The organism is Marinimicrobium sp., from assembly GCF_002695945.1.
GTDB classification, from domain to species: domain Bacteria; phylum Pseudomonadota; class Gammaproteobacteria; order Pseudomonadales; family Cellvibrionaceae; genus Marinimicrobium; species Marinimicrobium koreense.
This window is the reverse complement of record NZ_NZQP01000027.1, coordinates 1-19,049: the sequence shown is the minus strand read 5'-3', so window position 1 is coordinate 19,049 and position 19,049 is coordinate 1. Positions and strand designations below refer to the sequence as shown.

Here is a 19,049-nt window from a genome sequence, read left to right as displayed (position 1 = left end):
GANGCAATCCAGTCNCTNTCGCCNGANCCGGTCAGNACCCCCACGGTAAACAGNACNCCGAAAATGGCGGACCCGGTCANCGCCCTNGCCTGACTCANAAAACGGGGAATGCACAGCACGCCGACCACATACCCGATGACCATAAACGTCATGGTGTANGCCGTCAGTGAACCNAAGTGNGCNACATCCATTCGCCGCCCATAGAGCCCGATNGTATCGCCNGCGATCACTTCCACCCCGACGTACATGAACAGCGCGATCGCACCCAGAATCGCCTGGGGATGATTGAGNATGCCNANCTTATCNCCNGCNTCNTCGTCACTTTCGGCGTCNACGTTCAACTCCGGCAGNGANGAGAACTGCACAAACAGCATCAAGGCCAGCAGCGCTCCGGCCATATACAGATAGGGCACCACGAGGCGATTCGAGAGCTCCGCCAAGCGTTCCGCACGCGCCTCGGCGCTCAATGCCAACAGCACATCCTCATCGAACTGGTCCATGCCGGTCAGTACCCAGAGCGTAAACACCACCGGAGCCACCACACCGGCGGCCTTGTTCAACAGCCCCATGATGCTCATCCGCATGGCGGCACTCTCGCGCGGACCAATACACACAATGTAGGGATTGGCGGCCGTCTGCAGCAAGGTCAACCCGGTGCCCAGAATAAACAGCGCCAACAAAAACACGGCATAGTGACTGGACTGGGCGGCGGGAATGAACACCAGCGAGCCCACCGCCATCACCGCCAACCCGATGACCATCCCGGTCTTGTACCCGGTGCGGCGCAATACCAGCGCGGCGGGCAGCGCCATGACGGTATAGGCGATATAAAACGCAAAGGTGACAAACAGTGCCTGAAACTCATTGAGTTCACAGACGATTTTCAGAAAGGGAATCAGTGCACCGTTCAGCCAGGTGACAAAGCCAAACACGAAAAACAGCACCCCGATAATGGTCATCGGAATGAGGGCACTGGAAGTGGCCGGAGCCCGGGCAGTGGTGTCAGTGGTCATAGCAGCCTCGCGAATCGACGTTCAGAATTGTTATCGTATTGTGTTGATGGCGTTCAGGCGGTATTGGCCAGTGCGCTCTGCTGGCGCGCAAACAACAGCGCTCCCGCTTCCGGTGGCCCGAGGGGGCGGGATAATTGCTCGGCCACATCCCGATCCAGCCAGGTCTCCAGACGCCCGGCCATCCCCCCAATCAGTGACAGCCGCGGCGGCTGATACGCCAGCAGCTTGCGCGCCATGGCGCTGATGTAGTGCGCGCCGCTGCGAAGAATATCCAGCGCCACCGGATCGTCGGCCTCGGCGGCGTCAAAGACCAGCGGCGCCAGACGGGCGTAGTCACTGGATGGCTTGCCGGACATCCGCTCGACAATCGCCAGACCCCGCGCCTGCAGCAGCTCCGCCACACTCTCGATCAGTAGGGTTTTTGGACCGAGATCATCGGACGCCAGCAGGACCGCCTTGATCGCTTCCAGTCCCATCCAGGCGCCGCTTCCCTGATCGCCATAGGGAAAGCCGTGCCCACCCAACAGGTGATCCACGCCGGCGGTGCGGACATAACCGCAAGAACCGGTCCCGGTGACGATGACCGCCCCCTCGTCTTGCTGATGGGCACCGAGCAGGGCAATACGCAAATCCGTGGTCAGATGAAGCGCCGCAAAGGGGTGGGGCCAGTCACTGATGACCCGATAAAGACTGGGCAGATTCACCCCCGCCAGCCCCGCGCCCGCCACCAGACGGCCGAGGGTTTCAGTCGGCAGGCCAGCATCGCTCAGCGCGCGGCGCGCCGCACTCTCGATGGATTGCAACGTCTGCTCAACGCCGTGCANGGGGTTGGCCGGCCCCGCCAGAGCACTGCCAAGGACCCGCCCACNGGCNTCCGCTATGCTGGCTTTGCACTTGCTGCCGCCACCATCAATTCCCAGAAAGTAGTGCTCATTGGTTGGGGCACTGACCATAAAACAACCTCTTATTCTGTATCACAACNCACCGCTNAAAAAAGCGGGGGCGGGCTTCGCCGCCGACCCCGCAAGAGGTGAGAGAGAGTTCCAGCGAACAATACTGGAAGNCTNACTGTAATTGCTCGGGACAACGTTGTCAAACAAATTTTTTGCCTTCCCTGACCACAAAAAAACCGGGCCGATGCGACATCGGCCCGGTCCGCTCTTCCAACANGCCCAGCCGGTCACTCAGACTCCGGCAGCGCCTCCAGTTCATCGCGCAGGGCCCGCAGAGCCTGNTTGACGGCCCGGTGNTGCTCCGGCCCCATGCGAATCATCAANTTCTGCAAGTCCGTCAGCNCNTCCAGCTCGGGGTCCCGGTACTCGTANAAGACNTTGGGNCGGTGCAGNCGAATGTCGCCGGGGGGCTCCGGCGCCTCCAACAGCTCATCNATGGTGTTGAGCACNACCTCGTGGAANGTTCCATTATTGACGCCATGCTCATCAAACGCCTCNTCCAGCAAGGGGCGGTAGCGCTGNTACCAGCCNNCCACCTGCTCGGGNTCGCTNTCGGTCANGAGCGCNACGTAGGCATCATAGCGCTGNAAGTTCTCTTCCAGCAGTCGATATTCCTGCTCGGCGTCGGTACGGGCTTCACCGACCTTNGCCACGGCCANGGGCGGCGGTGGCGATACCACCGGGCGATATTCATGCACCACTTTGCCATCACGGGCGGCCGCCGCGGCACGTACCACCTTGCGGATCAACTCTTCGTTGACCAGCAGACGCTCGACGTCGTCATTGCCGGTGGCNTCTTCCAGCTCATTGAGNGCTGGCTCATCGCTCTGNTCCAGCTCCGGCAGCGGTTCCGGNTCGGGCTCNGGTTCCGGCTCGGGTTCNGGNNCNGGNNCNGGNTCNGGNTCNGGCNCNGGCTCNGGCTCCGGTTCGGGCTGCTGAACCGGAGGGGCCGGCTCCGGTGTCGGTTCCGGCTCATCTTCCCGGCCAAACAAGTACAGGCTCAGAGCCACAATCACCACCACGACAATAACGACCAGGGCGATAGTCGCGGTGGGCTTTCGATTACCCGGCTGTGCTTCCGGTGTTGAATGCTCATCGTTCGCCATATTCCCACCTTTCTGGTTAATGCCCGCAGGCTGCACCTGCGTGGTCCGTTCTTGGACTGGAGGATACCGCCGCCAGTTCATTCGTCTNCTTTATTTGTAGCACAGTATNNGNCCCGGCTCTACAAGCAGATCAAACGACCCGCTTTGGGCTGGTCACACTCGCCCCTTGTCTTTATAATGCCNGCCTCCCCTATAGGGCCCTTAGCTCAGTTGGTCAGAGCAGTCGACTCATAATCGATTGGTCGCTGGTTCAAGTCCAGCAGGGCCCACCACTCTCCCTGACTTAACGTTTATTGACACTCCTTTGATTGATCCGGAGTCGTGCTGGCTCGTATCATTAACGGACTGACCAGTCCGTCCTATTAGCGAGAGCCCTATGACCGACCCGGAAAAGCCCAAACGCGTGCACAAATCCGCCGAGCAGCGGCGCGAAGAGATTCTGACCGTAGCCACCCGTATTTTTGCCGAGCGGGGCTACCAGGTGGCNGATATGCAGGCCGTGGCGGATGCCGCCGGGGTCGGGAAAGGTACGGTCTACCGTTACTTCCCCACCAAAGAGGCGCTGTTTACCGAGGCCCTGCGCTTTAATCTGGAGACNCTCAAGGCCTCCATCGAGNNCGCTCGCGAGCAACCCGAGGACCCGCTGGAGCAGCTGCGCGAAGGCATGCGCGCCTACCTGCTGTACTTCGAGAAGAACCCGGAGCTGATTGAGCTGTTCATTCAGGAGCGGGCGGAATTTCGCANCGAATGNCAGAACTCCCTGTACTTCTCCTACATGCTCGCNGGGCGCGAGGACTGGGTCGNCATGTTCGAGCGCATCGCCGAGCGCCACCCGGTGCGCGATATCGACGCCCAGGAGTGGATGGAGGTGTGCGGGGACATGATGCACGGNGCGGTGGTGCTCAGCCACACNCCCNTGCCCCGTCGACCGCTCAGTGAGCGCTTTGACCGGATTTTCGATATTTACCTGCACGGCATTCTCAAGCACTGANCGCCGNTANTGGNGCCNCNCTCTTTACNTTTTTGTNTTTAACGCTGTTATCAAACGGAGCTTATTACCATGATGTACCCCACTTCCCGTCCNTCCGCCGGATTACTGCGCCGGGGCCTGGCCCTGTCCGCGCTTGCCCTGNTGGTCAGTGCCTGTAGCTCCGAGCAGGGNGGCCAGCAGGAGCGNCCACCNTCACCGGTGACCACCACCGAAGTGCAGGCGCAAGCNGCGCAACATCAGGTGGAGTACCCGGGCCGGGTACGCGGCGCCACCGAAGTGAGTGTGCGCGCCCGGGTGTCCGGTATTCTGGAGTCGCGCAATTACGAAGAAGGCACGGCGGTGGAAGCCGGGCAGACGCTGTTTCAGATCGAGCCCGACACCTATCAGGACGCGGTAAAAGCCGCCGAAGCCGAGCTGGCCAGTGCCGAGGCTCAGCAACTGCGTGCCGAGCGCGAATGGGAGCGGGTGAAAGGTCTGTTCGAGCGCAATGCGGTCAGTGAGCGCGAGCGCGATCAGGCCCGCGCCGACAGCCGCGCCGCCGATGCCCGCCTGGAGGCGGCCGAGTCCGCCCTGAGCAATGCCCGTCGCCAGTTGCGCTACTCGCGGGTAGAGGCCCCGGTGTCCGGCCTGACCAGTATGGAAGCGCTCACCGAGGGCAACCTGGTAGAGGCCGGCACCGTTCTGACCCATATTGTTCAGCACGACCCGGTGCACATTTATTTCGCTCTGCCCGAGGAAGACGCCACCGCCCAGCGCGTCGCCCGTGAAGCGCTCCGGGACGACGACTCCGAGCGAGAGGCCCGCCTGGTGCTGCCCGACGGCAGTGAGTATGCCCGCGCCGGCCAGGTGGATTTCGCCGATCGTCGCATCGACCCGATGACCGGCAGTGTGCAGATGCGCGCGGTTTTCCCCAACCCGGACAGCGAGCTGATTCCCGGCCAGTTTGTGCGCATTCGCCTGGCTCTGGCGGACTACGACAACGCCATCCTGGTGGACCCCACCGCCGTGGGCCAGGGCCCGGAAGGCCCTCAAGTGTTCACCATCGATGAAGACAACACCGCCGCCGCCCACACCGTGAAGCTGGGCCCGGTAATCGATGGTCGCCAGCTCATCCTTGAAGGACTCGAGGCCGGCAGCCAGTTGGTGATCAATGGTCAGGTGGCACTGAGTGACGGCGCCGCCGTGCAAGTCACCAACGTCGACCAAAATGCCAGCGACCAGGAGGGTTAATTGATGTTGCGCTTCTTTATTGACCGGCCGATTTTCGCGTCGGTCATTTCGATCATTATTATCATCGCGGGGATTGTCTCTCTGCGGGTGCTCCCGGTTGAGCAGTACCCGAACGTGGTACCGCCACAGGTCGTGGTGAGCGCCACCTACCCCGGTGCCAGCGCCGAGGTCTTGGCCGAATCGGTCGCGGCCCCACTGGAGCAGGAAATCAACGGTGTGTATGACATGATCTACATGGAGTCCACCAGCACCGATGCCGGTACCCTGCAGGTATCCATCTCCTTTGCCATGGGCACGGATCCGGATCAGGCCGCCATTAACGTCAACAACCGGGTTCAGGCGGCCACTCCGCGACTACCGCAGATTGTCCGAGACTTGGGTGTGCGAGTGGAATCTCGCTCAACCAACATCCTGATGGTGCCGGTGCTCTACTCGCCAGATGGTACTCAGAGCACCCTGGATATCAGCAACTACGCTTTGCTCAACGTGCTGGACGAACTGGTGCGTCTGGAAGGCGTCGGTGATGCATCGCTGTTCGGTGCGCAGGATTATTCCATGCGCATCTGGCTGGACCCGGCCAAGCTGGCGGAATACGACCTGACCACGGCCGAAGTGGGCGCTGCCATTCGGGATCAGAACGCGCAGTATGCGGCGGGTCGAATCGGGGCGGAACCCTCCCCGGAGGATCAGGCCTTTACCTTCAGTGTTTCAACCCGTGGCCAGTTGGTAGAACCGGAGGAGTTTGAACAGATTGCACTGCGCACCGACAGCCAGGGCGCCAGCCTGCGCCTGAAAGATGTGGCGCGCGTGGAGCTTGGATCCGAGCGCTACGACTTCTCCGCCACCTACAACGGTGAGTCGGCGGTGCCGATGGGGGTTTACCTTCAGCCCGGCGCCAATGCTCTGGAAACTTCCGAGCGGCTCTATGACGCACTGGATGAAATCGCCAAAGATTTCCCGGCCGGTATGGCCTACAAGGTGCCCTACGACACCACGGAGTTTGTCCAGGTATCGGTCAACGAGGTGATCCTGACGCTGCTGATCGCGGTGGTGCTGGTTGTCCTGGTGACCTTCCTGTTCCTGCAGCACATTCGCGCCACCCTGATTCCCGTGGCGGCCATTCCGGTCTCGCTGATCGGCACCTTCGCCGGCATGCAGGCGATGGGATTCTCGGTAAATATGTTGACCCTGTTTGGCTTGGTGCTGGCCATCGGGATCGTGGTGGACAACGCCATTATCGTGATGGAAAACGTCGAACGCTTGATTGTCGAGCAGGGCATGAAAGCCCGCGATGCCTCCATCGAAACCATGAAGCAGGTTTCCGGAGCGGTAATCTCCTCCACGCTGGTACTGGTGGCGGTGTTCGCGCCGGTGGCTTTCCTGGGCGGCCTCAGTGGTGAGCTGTATCGACAGTTTGCGGTGACCATTGCGGTCTCGGTGGTGGTGTCCGGCGTAGTGGCACTGACCCTGACGCCGGCCATGTGTGCCCTGCTGCTGGATAAAGAAGCCCACGATGTCAGCAAACCTTTCCAGCTGTTCAACAACGCCTTTGAGCGCCTGACCAACGGTTTCGTCAATCTGGTGGGCAAGCTGCTCAAGCACTGGGTCATTGGCCTGGGTCTGTTGGCCTTCTTCTGCGTCGTCACTGTGTTCTCCTTCAGCCGCATGCCTTCCGGCCTGGTACCCCAGGAAGATCAGGGCGTGGCGCTCGCAGTGGCTCACCTGCCTCCGGCCTCCGCGCTGGGACGCTCAGAAGAAGCACGCGACCGTTTGGTGCAACAGGTGCTCTCCCTGGATGAAGTACAGGATTTCACCGCCTTTGCCGGCTTCGACATTGTGGCCGGCTCACTGCGCAGCAATGCCCTGGCGGGCTTTATTAATCTGGCCCCCTGGGATGAGCGTCAAGGTGATGGACAGGCTGCCTCGGATATCGCGGGCAAAGTGATCGGTATGGGCATGGGCATTCAGGAAGCCAATGTTATTGCCTTTACCCCGCCGCCCATTCAGGGGCTGTCCCTCACCGGTGGTGTGGAAGGCTACCTGCAGGTGCGCGACAGCTCCGACCCCAAGCGCATCAACGAACTGACGCAGCAGGTTATCGCCGCGGCAAATGCTCGCCCGGAGCTGACCAATGCGCGTAGTACCCTGGACACCTCCATTCCCCGTTTCGATGCAAAAGTCGATCGGGAAAAAGCCAAAGCGATGGGTGTACCCATCAACACGGTGTTCAGCACACTGCAAGCCACCATGGGCTCCTCCTACATCAACGACTTCTCCTACCAGGGTCGCCTGTGGCGAGTGAACATGCAGGCCGAGGGCGAGTACCGCAACCAGGCCGACGACCTGCGTCATATTTACGTGCGCTCTAACAGTGGCGAGCGGATTCCGCTGAGCTCACTGGTCACACTGGAGCGCACCGCCGGGGCGGACATCATCAACCGATTCAACATCTATCCGGCGGCCAAACTGATGGCCGACCCGGCGCCGGGCTTTACCACCGGCCAGGCCAAGACCGCTCTGGAAGCGGTGGTGAACGACATCGGTCAGACCGCCAACATTCAGATCGGCTGGACCGGCGAGGCCTACCAGTTGGATGCCGCCGCCGGTTCCGGTACCGCCGCCTTCGGTATGGCGCTGCTGATGGTGTTTCTGATTCTCGCCGCACAGTACGAGCGTCTGACGCTGCCGATTGCCGTGGCCACCGCCATTCCCTTTGGGGTTCTTGGGGCGGCACTGTCATCGCTGCTGCGCGGCTACCCGAATGACATTTACTTCCAGGTGGGCCTGCTGGTGCTGATCGGTCTGGCGGCGAAGAACGCCATTCTGATTGTCGAGTTCGCCGCGCAGAACCGCCGTGAAGGCATGAGCTCCACCGAAGCGGCCATGACCGCCGCCCGGCAGCGTTTCCGCGCCATCATCATGACCGCCGCGACCTTTATCATCGGTTCGCTGCCCCTGGTCTTCGCCACCGGTGCCGGTGCCGCGAGTCGCCAGGAGATCGGTACCGTCGTGGTCGGCGGGATGGTACTGGCCAGCTCTCTGGCACTGCTGTTCGTACCGCTGACGTACAAAGTATTGGAAGATCTGGTGACCTGGAATGAAAACCGCAAACAACGTAACGGAGGTGAGCACAATGCGTAAATTCACCTCATTGGCCGCCGCCATCGCTCTGCTCAGCGGCTGCGCCCTGGGCCCGGATTATCAGGCTCAGACACCGGACCTGCCCGATCAGTGGCCCGAGCACGAACTGCTCGGGCAAGACACCGGCGACTGGCAACAGTGGTGGACCCGCTTCGACGACGCCACGCTGAATGCGCTGGTCGAGCGCGCTTTGGACGATAACCTGGAGCTGCAAGTGCAGCTCCAACGGATCGAACAGGCCCGCGCGGAACTTGGTTTCAGCAAAGCCAATCGCTGGCCGTCACTCAACGCCCAGGCAGACGCCACTCGGGAGCAAGGCTCAGCAGCCGTCATGCCGCCCGAATTGGGCGGCGGCCAAATCCGCAACCAATTCTCGGTAAACGGTGTGCTAAGTTATGAGCTGGATCTCTGGGGCCGTCTGGCGCGCGAACGCGAAGCGGCCAGCGCACTGCTGGCGCAATCGGTGTTTGGCACCGAAGCGGTACGCCTGAACCTGATCACCGACGTGGTCACCACCTACTTCAACCTGCGCGCCGCCGAGCAGCAACTGGCGATCACCCGGGAAACTCTGGGAACACGCGAGGAAACGCTGGCCTTGGAAGAAGTGCGCTACGAAAGTGGCGCGAGCAACCCACTGAGCATTCGCCAGGCGCGCGCCTCGCTGGAAAGTACCCGCGCCCGCCTGCCACAACAGGAGCAGCGCGTACACGAGTTACGCAGCGCCCTGGCCATGCTGGTGGGCTACAGTCCCAGGGAGTTGTTGAGTGAACTGGATTTCGGTGACGCCAAGCTGACCGAGATCGAGTTGCCCGACAGCGTACCGGCGGTTCTGCCCTCAGAGTTGCTGCAACGTCGCCCGGATATTCGCGCGGCGGAAGAGGCTCTGGTGGCGGCCAATGCCCGCGTGGGGGTCGCCAAGGCACAGCGCTTCCCAAGCCTGAACCTCCAGGCGCTGGGCGGCAGCGTGGCGCTCGATAGCGACAACCTGTTCACCGCGCCCGCGGAAATGTGGAGCGTGGGTGCCAACCTGGCCGGCCCGCTGTTTGATTTTGGTCGCACCCGTTCGCGGATCGAAAGCGCCGAGGCGCAACTTGCCCAGGCCGAAGCGCAATACCAATTGGCGATTACCAATGGCTTTCGTGACGCCCGGGATGCCCTGGTCATTTATCAAACCTCCGACCGTCGTGTAGAGGCGGTGCGTCGCCAGGCCGAAGCGATTGAGGAAACACTCGAACTGGCGGAGTTGCAATACGACGCCGGGAGTATCGGCTTTTATGAGTTACTGGACGCACAGCGCGGTTTGCTCGACGCGGAGTTGGCGTTGAGTCAGGCAATGAGTGACCGGTTGGCGGCGACGGCGACGTTGTTCAAAGCGATGGGGGGCGGTTGGAGTATGCCGCGGTCGTAACGAAGTTTGGGTAACGGCGGATGCGTGCTTCGCACTTATCCGCCCTACGGTTAGAACCGCAGTTGGCGCAGTGCATCCGCCGTAACCCCATACACTTTTTTACGATCGCACTCTGCGCTTTCTGTTAGATTGAATTGTAAACGACCCACCTGAAGAAAACCGCCGCATACTGCAAGGAGCTTTACGTGCCATCCCTCTTCCGATACCGCCGTCCGTTGCGCGAACGCGTCCGATGGGCGGGCTGGTTTATTGTCGCCAACAGCCTGATTGCGTTGCTGATCGGTTTTCGTTATCTGCCCTGGATGACCGTGGCGGACACCGCCACCGGACTCTACGTAGCCCTGGCGATGATTGCCCAGTTTTCCCTGTTGGCCTGGCTGTTTGGTTTACCGCTGCTCCTGCTGACACTGATTCTGCCGCAGTCATTATTGCGTCCGACAGCCATCGTCATCGGCACCGCTGGCGTTGCTTTGCTGCTGCTCGACACCGTGGTTTACCACCAATTCCGTTTTCACCTGTCAGGTTTTGTGTTCGAGTTGATTGTTGGCGGTGGCACCGAAATATTTTCATTTTCCTGGCAGACCTGGGCGGTGGGCGGTATCGCCATTGTTGCGCTCGCATTGCTGCAATGGAGTCTGGCTCGACGCTTTTGGATTTTGACACCGCGTCGCTATCTATGGGCGCCTCTCACCCTACTGGTAACCAGCCAACTGCTGGCTCACGGCTGGAATGCCTGGGCGGATGCCCACTACGATCATCGCATCACCCGCGTCGCGCGCCACTTGCCGCTTTATCACGCGGCGACCGCCAAGCGCTTTTTTGCCCGCCACGGTTGGGTTGACCCTCAGGCCGTGCGGGAAGCCTCGGTGGTCGAGCAAATGAGTGCACCCGATGGCCAGGGNGCNCTGAACTATCCAACGGCAGCGCTCCAGTGCACGACACCCGAGCAGCTCCCCAACATCCTGGTNATNGCCGTGGACTCCCTGCGCTGGGATATGCTGGATCCGCGCTGGATGCCCAACACCACCCGCTTTNCGGAGTCGGCACAGGTATTCACNGATCACTANAGCAATGGCAACGCCACCAANCCGGGCATATTNACCCTGTTTTACGGGTTACCGGCCAGCTANTGGGACGCGTTTTCCGCCCACCAGGTGCCGCCGGTATTGATTCAACGCATGCAGTCCCTCGGGTACCAATCCCAAATACTGAGCTCGGCCACGCTGGTGAGCCCGGCCTTCGACCGCAATGTGTTTTCATCCATTAAAGAACTCCGTCTGAAAACACCGGGGGACACCTCCTGGCAGCGCGACCAACAGATCACTCAAGACTGGNTGGATTTTCTCGACAGGCGCTCGTCCCATGACNNCNCCTCNCCCTTTTTCGGGTTCCTGTTCTACGATGCGCCGCACTCCTATCAGGTCCCGCCCGATTACCCGCGTATCGAACCNTACTGGGAGTCCGTAAATCAATTGGCNCTGGACGATGANTTCGACCCCGAGCCCTATTTCAATGTCTACAAAACCACGGTACGTTTTGTCGACGACCAGATTCATCGGGTTCTGGCCGANCTNTCAANACGCCAGCTNATGGAAGANACCCTCGTTATCATCACCTCGGATCATGGCCAGGAATTTAACGACAACGGGATGAACTANTGGGGTCACGGCAGCAATTTTTCACGCTATCAGCTCCAGGTTCCACTGGTCATCCATTGGCCCGGCAAGGCGCCCAGTGTCGTTGAACACCGGACCGAGCACTTCGACCTCGCGCCCACCCTACTGACCGACGTGCTCGGGTGTTCCGAAAGTGCGACCGAGAGCTATTCNAGCGGTGAACACCTCTATACCCCTCACGACAAAAAGTGGAGTATCGCGCACAGTTACATGAACTCGGCCTTTCTGACCGAGGAGCTCCAGCTGGTGAGTTACCCGTCGGGCGGAATGGAAATGCTGAGCACTCAGCTACAGCCAATAGACGATGCTCCCTTACCGATGGAGCTGATCAAACGCGCGCTGAAGGAGCAGTCCCGGTTTTACCCTTGAGCCACGCCTCCTGAGCTACCGACGTTTCGCCAACCACAAGCGGATGATGGTGCTGGAATTGACACTGATCAGCGTCACTTCCAGCAGGGTGCCCCCAATCGAGCCGACCGCGATGTTGTTTGCCAACCAGAAACAGGCGCCCACCAGGAAGGCCAGGCGCATCTGAATACCGGTCAGGCAGAACAGCGCGTAGGTGCCGATGCAGGCGCCAATCACCGGTAGCCAGTCCAGTGGTTTTTCGACCAGCCACCACCCCAGCGCCACACTGACGGCGATAAACAGCCACGCCACCAAACGCGAACTGGTTTTCAGGGACAGCCCGGTGCGCACCACCGACAAAAATGAACTCAGTACCGCCGTTGGCGCACCGATCAGCGCAAAGTGCAGGCANTTATTGAACTGCAGCACNAACATGAACACTTTCAGCTTGCGATCGTCTTTCTGAAAAAAACAGTAGACGCCCAAACCATAGCTGACCAACCCNAGCAGTTGGCCAACCGTATAGATCACATCACCCAAGGGCCTGGCACNTTAATCAAACAGCTGTGCATGAAAGCGCAGGTGATCTTCAATAAAGCTGGCAATGAAGAAGTAGCTATGATCGTAGCCCGGCTGCATCCGCANCGTNAGCGGAGCGCCCGCNNCTTCAGCAGCNATTTCCAGCGCCTCNGGCTTTAGCTGCTCCTGCAGAAAGTTGTCCGCATCCCCCTGGTCCACCAACAGGGGCAGCGCGCAGCCTTTGGCTTTGAGCAGCTCGCTGGCATCGTATTCACGCCAGGTCGACTCGTCGTCGCCCAAATANCGCCCCAAGGCTTTCTGTCCCCAGGGACAATTGATCNGATTGCTGATCGGGGCAAAGNCGGAGATGGAGCTGTAACGCTCGGGNTTGCGCAGCCCNACCACCAGCGCGCCGTGNCCCCCCATGGAGTGACCGCTGATAGCNCGCTGGTCCGTGACCGGAAACTCACGCTCGATCAGCTGCGGCAACTCGTNCACCACGTAGTCGTACATCTGNTAGTGCGNNTTCCAGGGNGCCTGNGTGGCNTTGACATANAANCCCGCNCCCANNCCNAAGTCNTAACTGCCCTCGGGGTCGTCNGGCACCGCNTCNCCACGNGGGCTGGTNTCNGGGGCGACGATCGCCACCCCCANCTCGGCCGCGACCCGCTGGGCGCCNGCTTTGTGCATAAAGTTTTCATCGGTANAGGTCAAACCCGACAGCCAGTACACCACCGGCACNTTGCGCTCCTCGGCCTGNGGCGGCAGAAAGATCGCAAAGCGCATNGTGCAGTTGAGNACCTCGGAGGCGTGGCTGTANTGCTGGTTCCAACCGCCGAAACTCTTGTTGCTACTGAGCCGCTCCAATGTCATATCAAGCTCCTTAAAAGTGAATGACGCTGCGGATGCTTTCGCCCTTGTGCATCAGATCAAAGGCGTCGTTGATTTTTTCCAACGGCATTGTGTGGGTGATGAAGTCATCCAGCTTGAAGTCGCCGCGCATGTACTGCTCGACAATGCCCGGCAACTCGCTGCGACCCTTGACACCACCAAAGGCGGAGCCGCGCCATACCCGGCCGGTGACCAACTGGAACGGNCGNGTACTGATNTCCTGNCCGGCACCGGCNACNCCGATAATCACCGACTCACCCCAGCCCTTGTGGCAGCACTCCAGCGCCGAGCGCATGACGTTCACATTGCCGATNCACTCGAACGAGTANTCCACACCGCCGTCGGTCAGATCAATAATCACTTCCTGAATGGGCTTATCGTAATCTTTCGGGTTGATACAGTCCGTGGCACCGAGTTTTTTCGCCAGCTCGAACTTCCGCTCGTTGATATCAATNGCGATGATCCGCCCGGCCTTGGCCATGGTCGAGCCGATGATGGCCGACAGGCCAATGCCGCCGAGGCCAAAAATCGCCACCGTNGANCCCGGNTCCACCTTGGCGGTATTGAGCACCGCNCCCATACCGGTAGTCACACCGCAGCCGAGCAGACACACCTCTTCCAGNGGGGCTTCCTTGTTGACCTTGGCCAGGGAAATTTCNGGCAACACNGTGTATTCGGAAAAGGTGGAGCACCCCATATAGTGATGGATCGGCTGGCCGTCTTTGTAGAACCGGGAGGTGCCATCGGGCATGACCCCTTTGCCCTGGGTTGCCCGGATTTTGCCGCACAGGTTGGTTTTTCCGGATTTGCAGAATTTGCACTCNCCGCACTCCGGGGTGTAAAGCGGGATGACATGATCGCCCACCGCGATGCTGGTCACGCCCTCACCGACCTGCTCCACAATGCCGCCGCCCTCGTGGCCCAGGATGGCCGGCCAGTTGCCCTCCGGGTCTTCCCCNGAGAGAGTAAAGGCATCGGTGTGGCACACCCCGGAGGCGACCACCCGTACCAGGACTTCACCGGCCTTGGGCGGCATCACNTCGACTTCTTCAATNGTCAGNGGTTTNCCGGGGCCCCAGGCCACGGCAGCGCGAGATTTGATCATGCTTTCCTCCAAAATGGATGATTCGGGGTATTACTGGGTATTTTTACCCTGGGGGATTACGCTCAATCCCCGGTAACGGTTGCTATTGCCGTGTTAGGCTCCTATAACGTTAACAGGTAACCCACCCACGGATTGAGTCTATGATNCTGCAGCCCCACAACATTGTNCACCTNTGGCTNATNGANCANCGCAGCNTTCACCTGGATGANCNGCGAGANACCTTTGAGCANTGGTTGAGNGAGGACGAGCTCGANGGCCTGANNCACTACTCCCGNCCCGANCTNCGNGACGANCAACTGATTACCCGNGCGGGGNTGCGCAGCAGNCTNTCNCAATACTCNGACAGNNTTCCNCCCAANCGCTGGCNNTTNNAGCGTAGTGAGCGNGGCAAGCCCCGACTGAGCGACGACTCGCCCATGTCCGAGCTGAGCTTCAACCTNAGCCACAGCGGCGACTGGCTGGCCATCGGCATCACGGTCGACAACCTGATTGGTGTNGACCTGCAGCTNCGGCACCATCAAAAGCCCCTGACCGAGCTGGCNGAGCGGTTCTTTTCCGCACCCGAGGCCNAGGAACTGGCCAACCTCCCCGAACCCCGGCAAAGNGAGCACTTCTTTCGGCTCTGGACCCTCAAGGAGGCGTACCTGAAAGCCCGGGGGCTGGGNATCGCCCACGGNNTGGACAAGGCCCGCTTTCACATCGACAACAACGGCCTGATTACAGCGGAATTTGACGACAGCCTGGANGATGACCCTCANGACTGGCAGTTCCACCACTATGANCTGGACGATGATTACTGNCTGTCCCTCGCCCTGAAGCAACACCGGGCCCAGGACGCATCGACCCACTTNTACAAGCTNATTCCCGGNGGTCATGTCGAGCCNCTGGAGTGCATCGGCCACCAGATACAGATTCAGTAAAACACAAAACCCGACGCCCCGGAATTCCGGGGGCGACTCCGGGTGTAAAGGACCGTAAAGACTCGCCAAGGCCTTTTGTCGTATGATACTTTATTACAGATTGACTATAACCCTCTGACCATAACCAATAGCCCAAGGGATAGCCTATGAAACTCCTGAGCTCTTTCCTGNTGTCCGCCACCCTGGCCATGCCAGCGGTNGCCGCCAGCACCCATAAAATGTCTGTCGATACCGACGAAAGCGCGGGCATCATCAGCAAACACATCTACGGNCACTTCGCCGAACACCTGGGCCGGGGCATCTACGATGGCCTCTGGAANCAGGATGAAAACGGCGACTACATCATCCGCGATGATGTGATCGATGCCCTGAAAGACCTGGGCATCCCCAACCTGCGNTGGCCCGGNGGCTGCTTCGCCGACTACTACTTCTGGNAGGACGGCATTGGCCCGAAAGAGCAGCGNCCCTCAGTGGTGAACAACCTCTGGGGTGGNGTGACCGAAGACAACTCCGTNGGCACCCACGAGTTCATGGACCTGGTGGCCGAGCTGGAAACCGACCCCATNGTGGTGGGNAACGTCGGTAGCGGCACCGTGGAAGACATGGCCAACTGGTGGCAGTACGTCAACCACCCGGGCGANAGCCCCATGTCCAAGCTGCGCGCCGAGAATGGCCGCGCCGAACCCTGGAANGTCGANTACTGGGGCGTGGGNAATGAAAGCTGGGGTTGCGGCGGCAACATGCGCCCCGAGTACTACGCCGACCTCTACCGGCGCTTTGCCACNTTCCTGCACCCCTANGAGAACGTGAAGCCCTTCCGCATCGCCGCNGGCGCCGCCGGGGCCGACTACAACTGGACGGATGTGGTCATGGANCGCGCCGGCGATATGATCGACGGGCTGGANCTGCACCACTACACCATNCAGGGCTCCTGGACCACCAAGAAAGGNGANGCNGTCAACTTTGANGAAAGCGACTGGTTCGAGNTGATGGANCGTGCCATCGANATGGACGANATCATCACNGGNCACAANAAGATGATGGACAAGCACGACCCCGAGAAGCGTGTGTGGCTGATCGTGGGCGAATGGGGNACCTGGCACGAGCAGGAAGAAGGCTCCATCCCGGGNTTCCTGTACCAGCAGAACACCCTGCGCGATGCNCTGACNGCCTCNGTGACNCTGGACATTTTCCACCAGCANCTGGACCGGGTGAANATGGCCAACATCGCCCAGACCGTGAANGTCCTNCAGGCGATGATTCTGACCGATGGTGAGAAAATGCTGCTGACCCCGACCTACCATGTGTTCGACATGTACAAGGTACATCGGGATGCGGTGGCTCTGCCGATCAAGCTGAACAAAGGCAAGTACCGTTANGANGGNGANAGCCTCCCGGCNNTGAGCGCCACCGCGTCGCGGGACAAAGACGGCCGCACCCACATCAGCCTGACCAACATTGATCCCAACGAAGCACGCACCGTTGAGATTGATCTGAAAGGGATGGATGTGAGTGCCGTGAAGTCCGGCCGGATTCTGACCGCCGAGGCGATGAACGCCCATAATACCTTCGACAACCCGAACAATCTGGTACCGGTAAGCTTTGACGGCGCCCGGGTTGAGAAAGGCAAGTTGATTGTGGAGATGCCGGCGAAGTCGTTGGTGACCCTGGAGCTGTAACGTCAGACTTGGGTGACGGCGGATGCGCTGCGCTTATCCGCCCTACGCGCATTTATACCGCTGCGCTCGGCCGTAGGGCGGATACGCCGAAGGCGCATCCGCCGTTACCCATTCAACAAAAACGTATTGATCGACAACCGGCCCTTCGCGGGGTCGGTGTCAAAATCGAACCCCGCCGCAATATTCCCCGAATGCAGACTCGTGCACCGGTACAATAATAGCCGGTTGAACGCCGCCTCATAAGACGCAATGCGCTCGAACTGATCGGTATCGCCGTTGATATAACCCGGTGGCGGCAGCCGCCCGGCTTTGGCATCCGCTTCCAGCGCCCCCAGAAAAGACTCCCGACGGCCCGCGTCCACATATTCAAAACCGGTATCGCGGTGGCGGTAAAACGACGTACCGCCCAGTTCCGGGCCACACAGAAAATGAATCATGGCCAGCTCGGTGGGCCGATTGGAATCAAAGTGCGGGATACGCTGCACCGGGTGCAGATCATCCGGCCGGGTGGTCACCAGAGAGTAGGAGCACTCGACGCTGGCAATCTGCCCGGAGTGGATGCCGAACACGCGCTCAATCAGCCCCGGCAGGCTGTTCTGCAATGCCTGATAGTAGCTACCTGGCGCCGCGGCGCGCAGGCCGGGGTAAAAACCGGTGTTGTTGTCGAAGCCCTTTTTCGCCACCGCGTCCTCGCGAAGCGCCCCGGCGCCCAACAGAAAATCATCAATACAGACCACGGGTTGACGCTCTGCACCCACCTGGTCCACTCTGACCCGGGCTTCGGGGTTAAACTGTACTGAGGGTTCCGGGGACACAGCCATAGACGCCATCCGCTTTGTGATCGAAAATAGGGGCTCTCCGTATTTACCGGAACAGTTTACGTGGTCTTTGATCCGGACAACACCTCTTACAACAAGGCGGTTCTATGAAAAAACTACTCGGTATCGTGGCACTCTCAAGCGGCTTTGCGGCGCTGTTTCTGGTATTCATCGCCGGCCCGAGCTTTCGCAATGGCTGGCTGGATCTCGGGCAGGCGTTTACCCTGCTGCGCTGGGGTGCCTATGTGGGTATTGCCAGCGTGCCGCTGATCATCGGCTACGCCATTTGGCAGAAACCCCAGGGGCGCTTCACCTCGGCACTCGCGATTTCCGCCGTGGTGGGGCTGTTCAGCTTTTACCTGCCGTTCAGCCAGTGGCAGACCGCCCAGTCAGTGCCCCCGATTCACGACATCACCACCGACCTCGACAACCCGCCGGCGTTTGTGGCGATACTGCCCTTGCGGGAAAACGCCCCCAACCCGGCGGAGTACGCTGGCGAGGAGACGGCCAAGCAGCAACGTGAGGCCTACCCTGAGCTGCAACCCCTGATCGTCGAGCGGCCCGTGGCCGACGTGCTCGAAGCGGCCCAAGCGGTTGTGGAAGGTCAGGCCTGGGATCTGGCCGGCGCCGAACAGCTCGACGATGGCAGCGCCCGGGTGGAAGCCACCGACACCACGCTCTGGTTCGGCTTCAAAGACGACGTGGTAATCCGTATTCAGCCCCATGAAAACGGCAGCCGGGTCGACGTCCGCAGCAAATCCCGCCTGGGCCGCAGCGACGTCGGCGCCAATGCCCGACGCATTGAGCTGTTCATGGAAAAGTTACAGGAAGAGCTTCAGTAGGTCGGATCGCTATGAAGACCAGCACGCAAGCCATCGCCGCCCTCGTTGACGCCTGCGAGCCCGACTCCATCGTCGCCGTTGGCGAGCAGGCCCAGGCCATTGCCCAACGCTGGCACGATACCCACGGCCAGTGTCAACTGACCTGCCTGGATGCCGCCGATACCGAACAGGGCCTCAGCCTGCCCCGCACTCAGGACCTGGCCCTGGTCACCGGCAGCCTTGAACATCTGAGCCATTCGGCCGGTCAAACCCTCATCGGTCAGTTGCGCAACTACGGCACCCGACAGATCGGCGTCCTGGTCACTGACGGTGCCGGCTGGAGCCTCACCGATTTCATCGGCCTGGGCTTCCGACGCCAGGCCCGTATCGAAGAAGAGGGGCACAACCAGACGCTCTACACCTACAACAT

General features: G+C 60.4%; 15 protein-coding genes, 1 tRNA gene and 1 pseudogene (1 of these 17 running past the window's edge). 10 read left to right on the top strand and 7 right to left on the bottom strand.

Going from position 1 to position 19,049, the window contains the following annotated elements:
• The 3 genes from CMG77_RS06895 to CMG77_RS06885 all read right to left on the bottom strand — a co-directional run.
• Positions 1-1,028, bottom strand: the 5' portion of a protein-coding gene (locus CMG77_RS06895) for a sugar MFS transporter (protein WP_502691775.1). The gene continues 313 nt to the left of window position 1, outside the view; only the first 1,028 of its 1,341 coding nucleotides appear in the window; it begins with the start codon at positions 1,026-1,028; its stop codon lies beyond the left edge, outside the window.
• 38 nt (positions 1,029-1,066) lie between these two features.
• Positions 1,067-1,966: an N-acetylglucosamine kinase gene (gene nagK / locus CMG77_RS06890; RefSeq protein WP_286903840.1), complete on the bottom strand. Its 900-nt coding sequence runs from the start codon at positions 1,964-1,966 to the stop codon at positions 1,067-1,069.
• A gap of 227 nt (positions 1,967-2,193) precedes the next feature.
• Positions 2,194-3,072, bottom strand: a complete 879-nt coding sequence (locus tag CMG77_RS06885) for a DUF3014 domain-containing protein (RefSeq protein ID WP_286903839.1) — start codon at positions 3,070-3,072, stop codon at positions 2,194-2,196.
• A 195-nt stretch (positions 3,073-3,267) separates the two neighbouring features.
• On the opposite strand from CMG77_RS06885, the gene CMG77_RS06880 reads away from it, so the two are divergent.
• From CMG77_RS06880 to CMG77_RS06855, 6 genes are all read left to right on the top strand, one after another.
• A tRNA-Ile gene (locus CMG77_RS06880) sits at positions 3,268-3,344 on the top strand.
• Positions 3,345-3,448: 104 nt separating this feature from the next.
• Positions 3,449-4,063, top strand: coding sequence for a TetR/AcrR family transcriptional regulator (locus CMG77_RS06875; RefSeq protein WP_286903838.1), 615 nt, complete (start codon positions 3,449-3,451; stop codon positions 4,061-4,063).
• Positions 4,064-4,132: 69 nt separating this feature from the next.
• Complete coding sequence (locus CMG77_RS06870; protein ID WP_286903837.1) at positions 4,133-5,293, top strand: efflux RND transporter periplasmic adaptor subunit; 1,161 nt, start codon at positions 4,133-4,135, stop codon at positions 5,291-5,293.
• A 3-nt stretch (positions 5,294-5,296) separates the two neighbouring features.
• Positions 5,297-8,434 carry an efflux RND transporter permease subunit gene (locus CMG77_RS06865; RefSeq protein ID WP_286804949.1) on the top strand — a complete coding sequence of 1,046 codons (3,138 nt, stop codon included), beginning with the start codon at positions 5,297-5,299 and terminating at the stop codon, positions 8,432-8,434.
• On the top strand, positions 8,427-9,842 hold the full coding sequence (locus CMG77_RS06860) for an efflux transporter outer membrane subunit (protein ID WP_286804950.1): 1,416 nt from the start codon (positions 8,427-8,429) through the stop codon (positions 9,840-9,842). The genes CMG77_RS06865 and CMG77_RS06860 overlap by 8 nt, the downstream gene beginning before the upstream one ends.
• A gap of 185 nt (positions 9,843-10,027) precedes the next feature.
• Positions 10,028-11,887 (top strand): DUF3413 domain-containing protein, encoded by a 1,860-nt coding sequence (locus tag CMG77_RS06855; RefSeq protein ID WP_286903836.1) that lies wholly within the window; start codon positions 10,028-10,030, stop codon positions 11,885-11,887.
• A gap of 15 nt (positions 11,888-11,902) precedes the next feature.
• Here CMG77_RS06855 and CMG77_RS06850 read toward each other — a convergent pair whose 3' ends face one another.
• From CMG77_RS06850 to CMG77_RS06840, 3 genes are all read right to left on the bottom strand, one after another.
• The gene (locus tag CMG77_RS06850; protein WP_286903872.1) at positions 11,903-12,397 is read right to left on the bottom strand and encodes a YgjV family protein; all 495 of its coding nucleotides are present in this window, start codon (positions 12,395-12,397) and stop codon (positions 11,903-11,905) included.
• A gap of 21 nt (positions 12,398-12,418) precedes the next feature.
• A complete protein-coding gene (gene fghA / locus CMG77_RS06845) occupies positions 12,419-13,258 on the bottom strand; it encodes an S-formylglutathione hydrolase (protein WP_286903835.1) in 840 nt (279 codons plus the stop codon).
• Positions 13,259-13,268: 10 nt separating this feature from the next.
• A complete protein-coding gene (locus CMG77_RS06840; RefSeq protein WP_286903834.1) occupies positions 13,269-14,381 on the bottom strand; it encodes an S-(hydroxymethyl)glutathione dehydrogenase/class III alcohol dehydrogenase in 1,113 nt (370 codons plus the stop codon).
• 140 nt (positions 14,382-14,521) lie between these two features.
• On the opposite strand from CMG77_RS06840, the pseudogene CMG77_RS16135 reads away from it, so the two are divergent.
• Positions 14,522-15,301, top strand: a pseudogene (locus tag CMG77_RS16135) (4'-phosphopantetheinyl transferase family protein).
• A gap of 146 nt (positions 15,302-15,447) precedes the next feature.
• Positions 15,448-16,980: an alpha-N-arabinofuranosidase gene (locus CMG77_RS06830; protein ID WP_286903832.1), complete on the top strand. Its 1,533-nt coding sequence runs from the start codon at positions 15,448-15,450 to the stop codon at positions 16,978-16,980.
• 104 nt (positions 16,981-17,084) lie between these two features.
• Here the strand turns inward: CMG77_RS06830 and CMG77_RS06825 are convergent, their stop codons facing one another.
• Positions 17,085-17,801, bottom strand: a complete 717-nt coding sequence (locus CMG77_RS06825) for a DUF6445 family protein (protein ID WP_286806583.1) — start codon at positions 17,799-17,801, stop codon at positions 17,085-17,087.
• 104 nt (positions 17,802-17,905) lie between these two features.
• Here CMG77_RS06825 and CMG77_RS06820 point away from each other — a divergent pair, with 104 nt between their 5' ends.
• Together CMG77_RS06820 and CMG77_RS06815 are read left to right on the top strand one after the other, a co-directional pair.
• The gene (locus CMG77_RS06820; protein WP_286806581.1) at positions 17,906-18,640 is read left to right on the top strand and encodes a DUF1499 domain-containing protein; all 735 of its coding nucleotides are present in this window, start codon (positions 17,906-17,908) and stop codon (positions 18,638-18,640) included.
• Between the two features lie 11 nt (positions 18,641-18,651).
• A partial coding sequence (locus tag CMG77_RS06815) for a DUF6231 family protein (RefSeq protein ID WP_286903831.1) occupies positions 18,652-19,049 on the top strand: 398 nt, incomplete at its 3' end.

What these genes read in the sequence shown, in the direction of transcription:
- CMG77_RS06865 (WP_286804949.1), top strand. Translation starts at nt 5,297, where the DNA reads ATGTTGCGCTTCTTTATTGACCGGCCGATTTTCGCGTCGGTCATTTCG.
- CMG77_RS06860 (WP_286804950.1), top strand. Translation starts at nt 8,427, where the DNA reads ATGCGTAAATTCACCTCATTGGCCGCCGCCATCGCTCTGCTCAGCGGC.
- CMG77_RS06825 (WP_286806583.1), bottom strand. Translation starts at nt 17,801, where the DNA reads ATGGCTGTGTCCCCGGAACCCTCAGTACAGTTTAACCCCGAAGCCCGG.
- CMG77_RS06820 (WP_286806581.1), top strand. Translation starts at nt 17,906, where the DNA reads ATGAAAAAACTACTCGGTATCGTGGCACTCTCAAGCGGCTTTGCGGCG.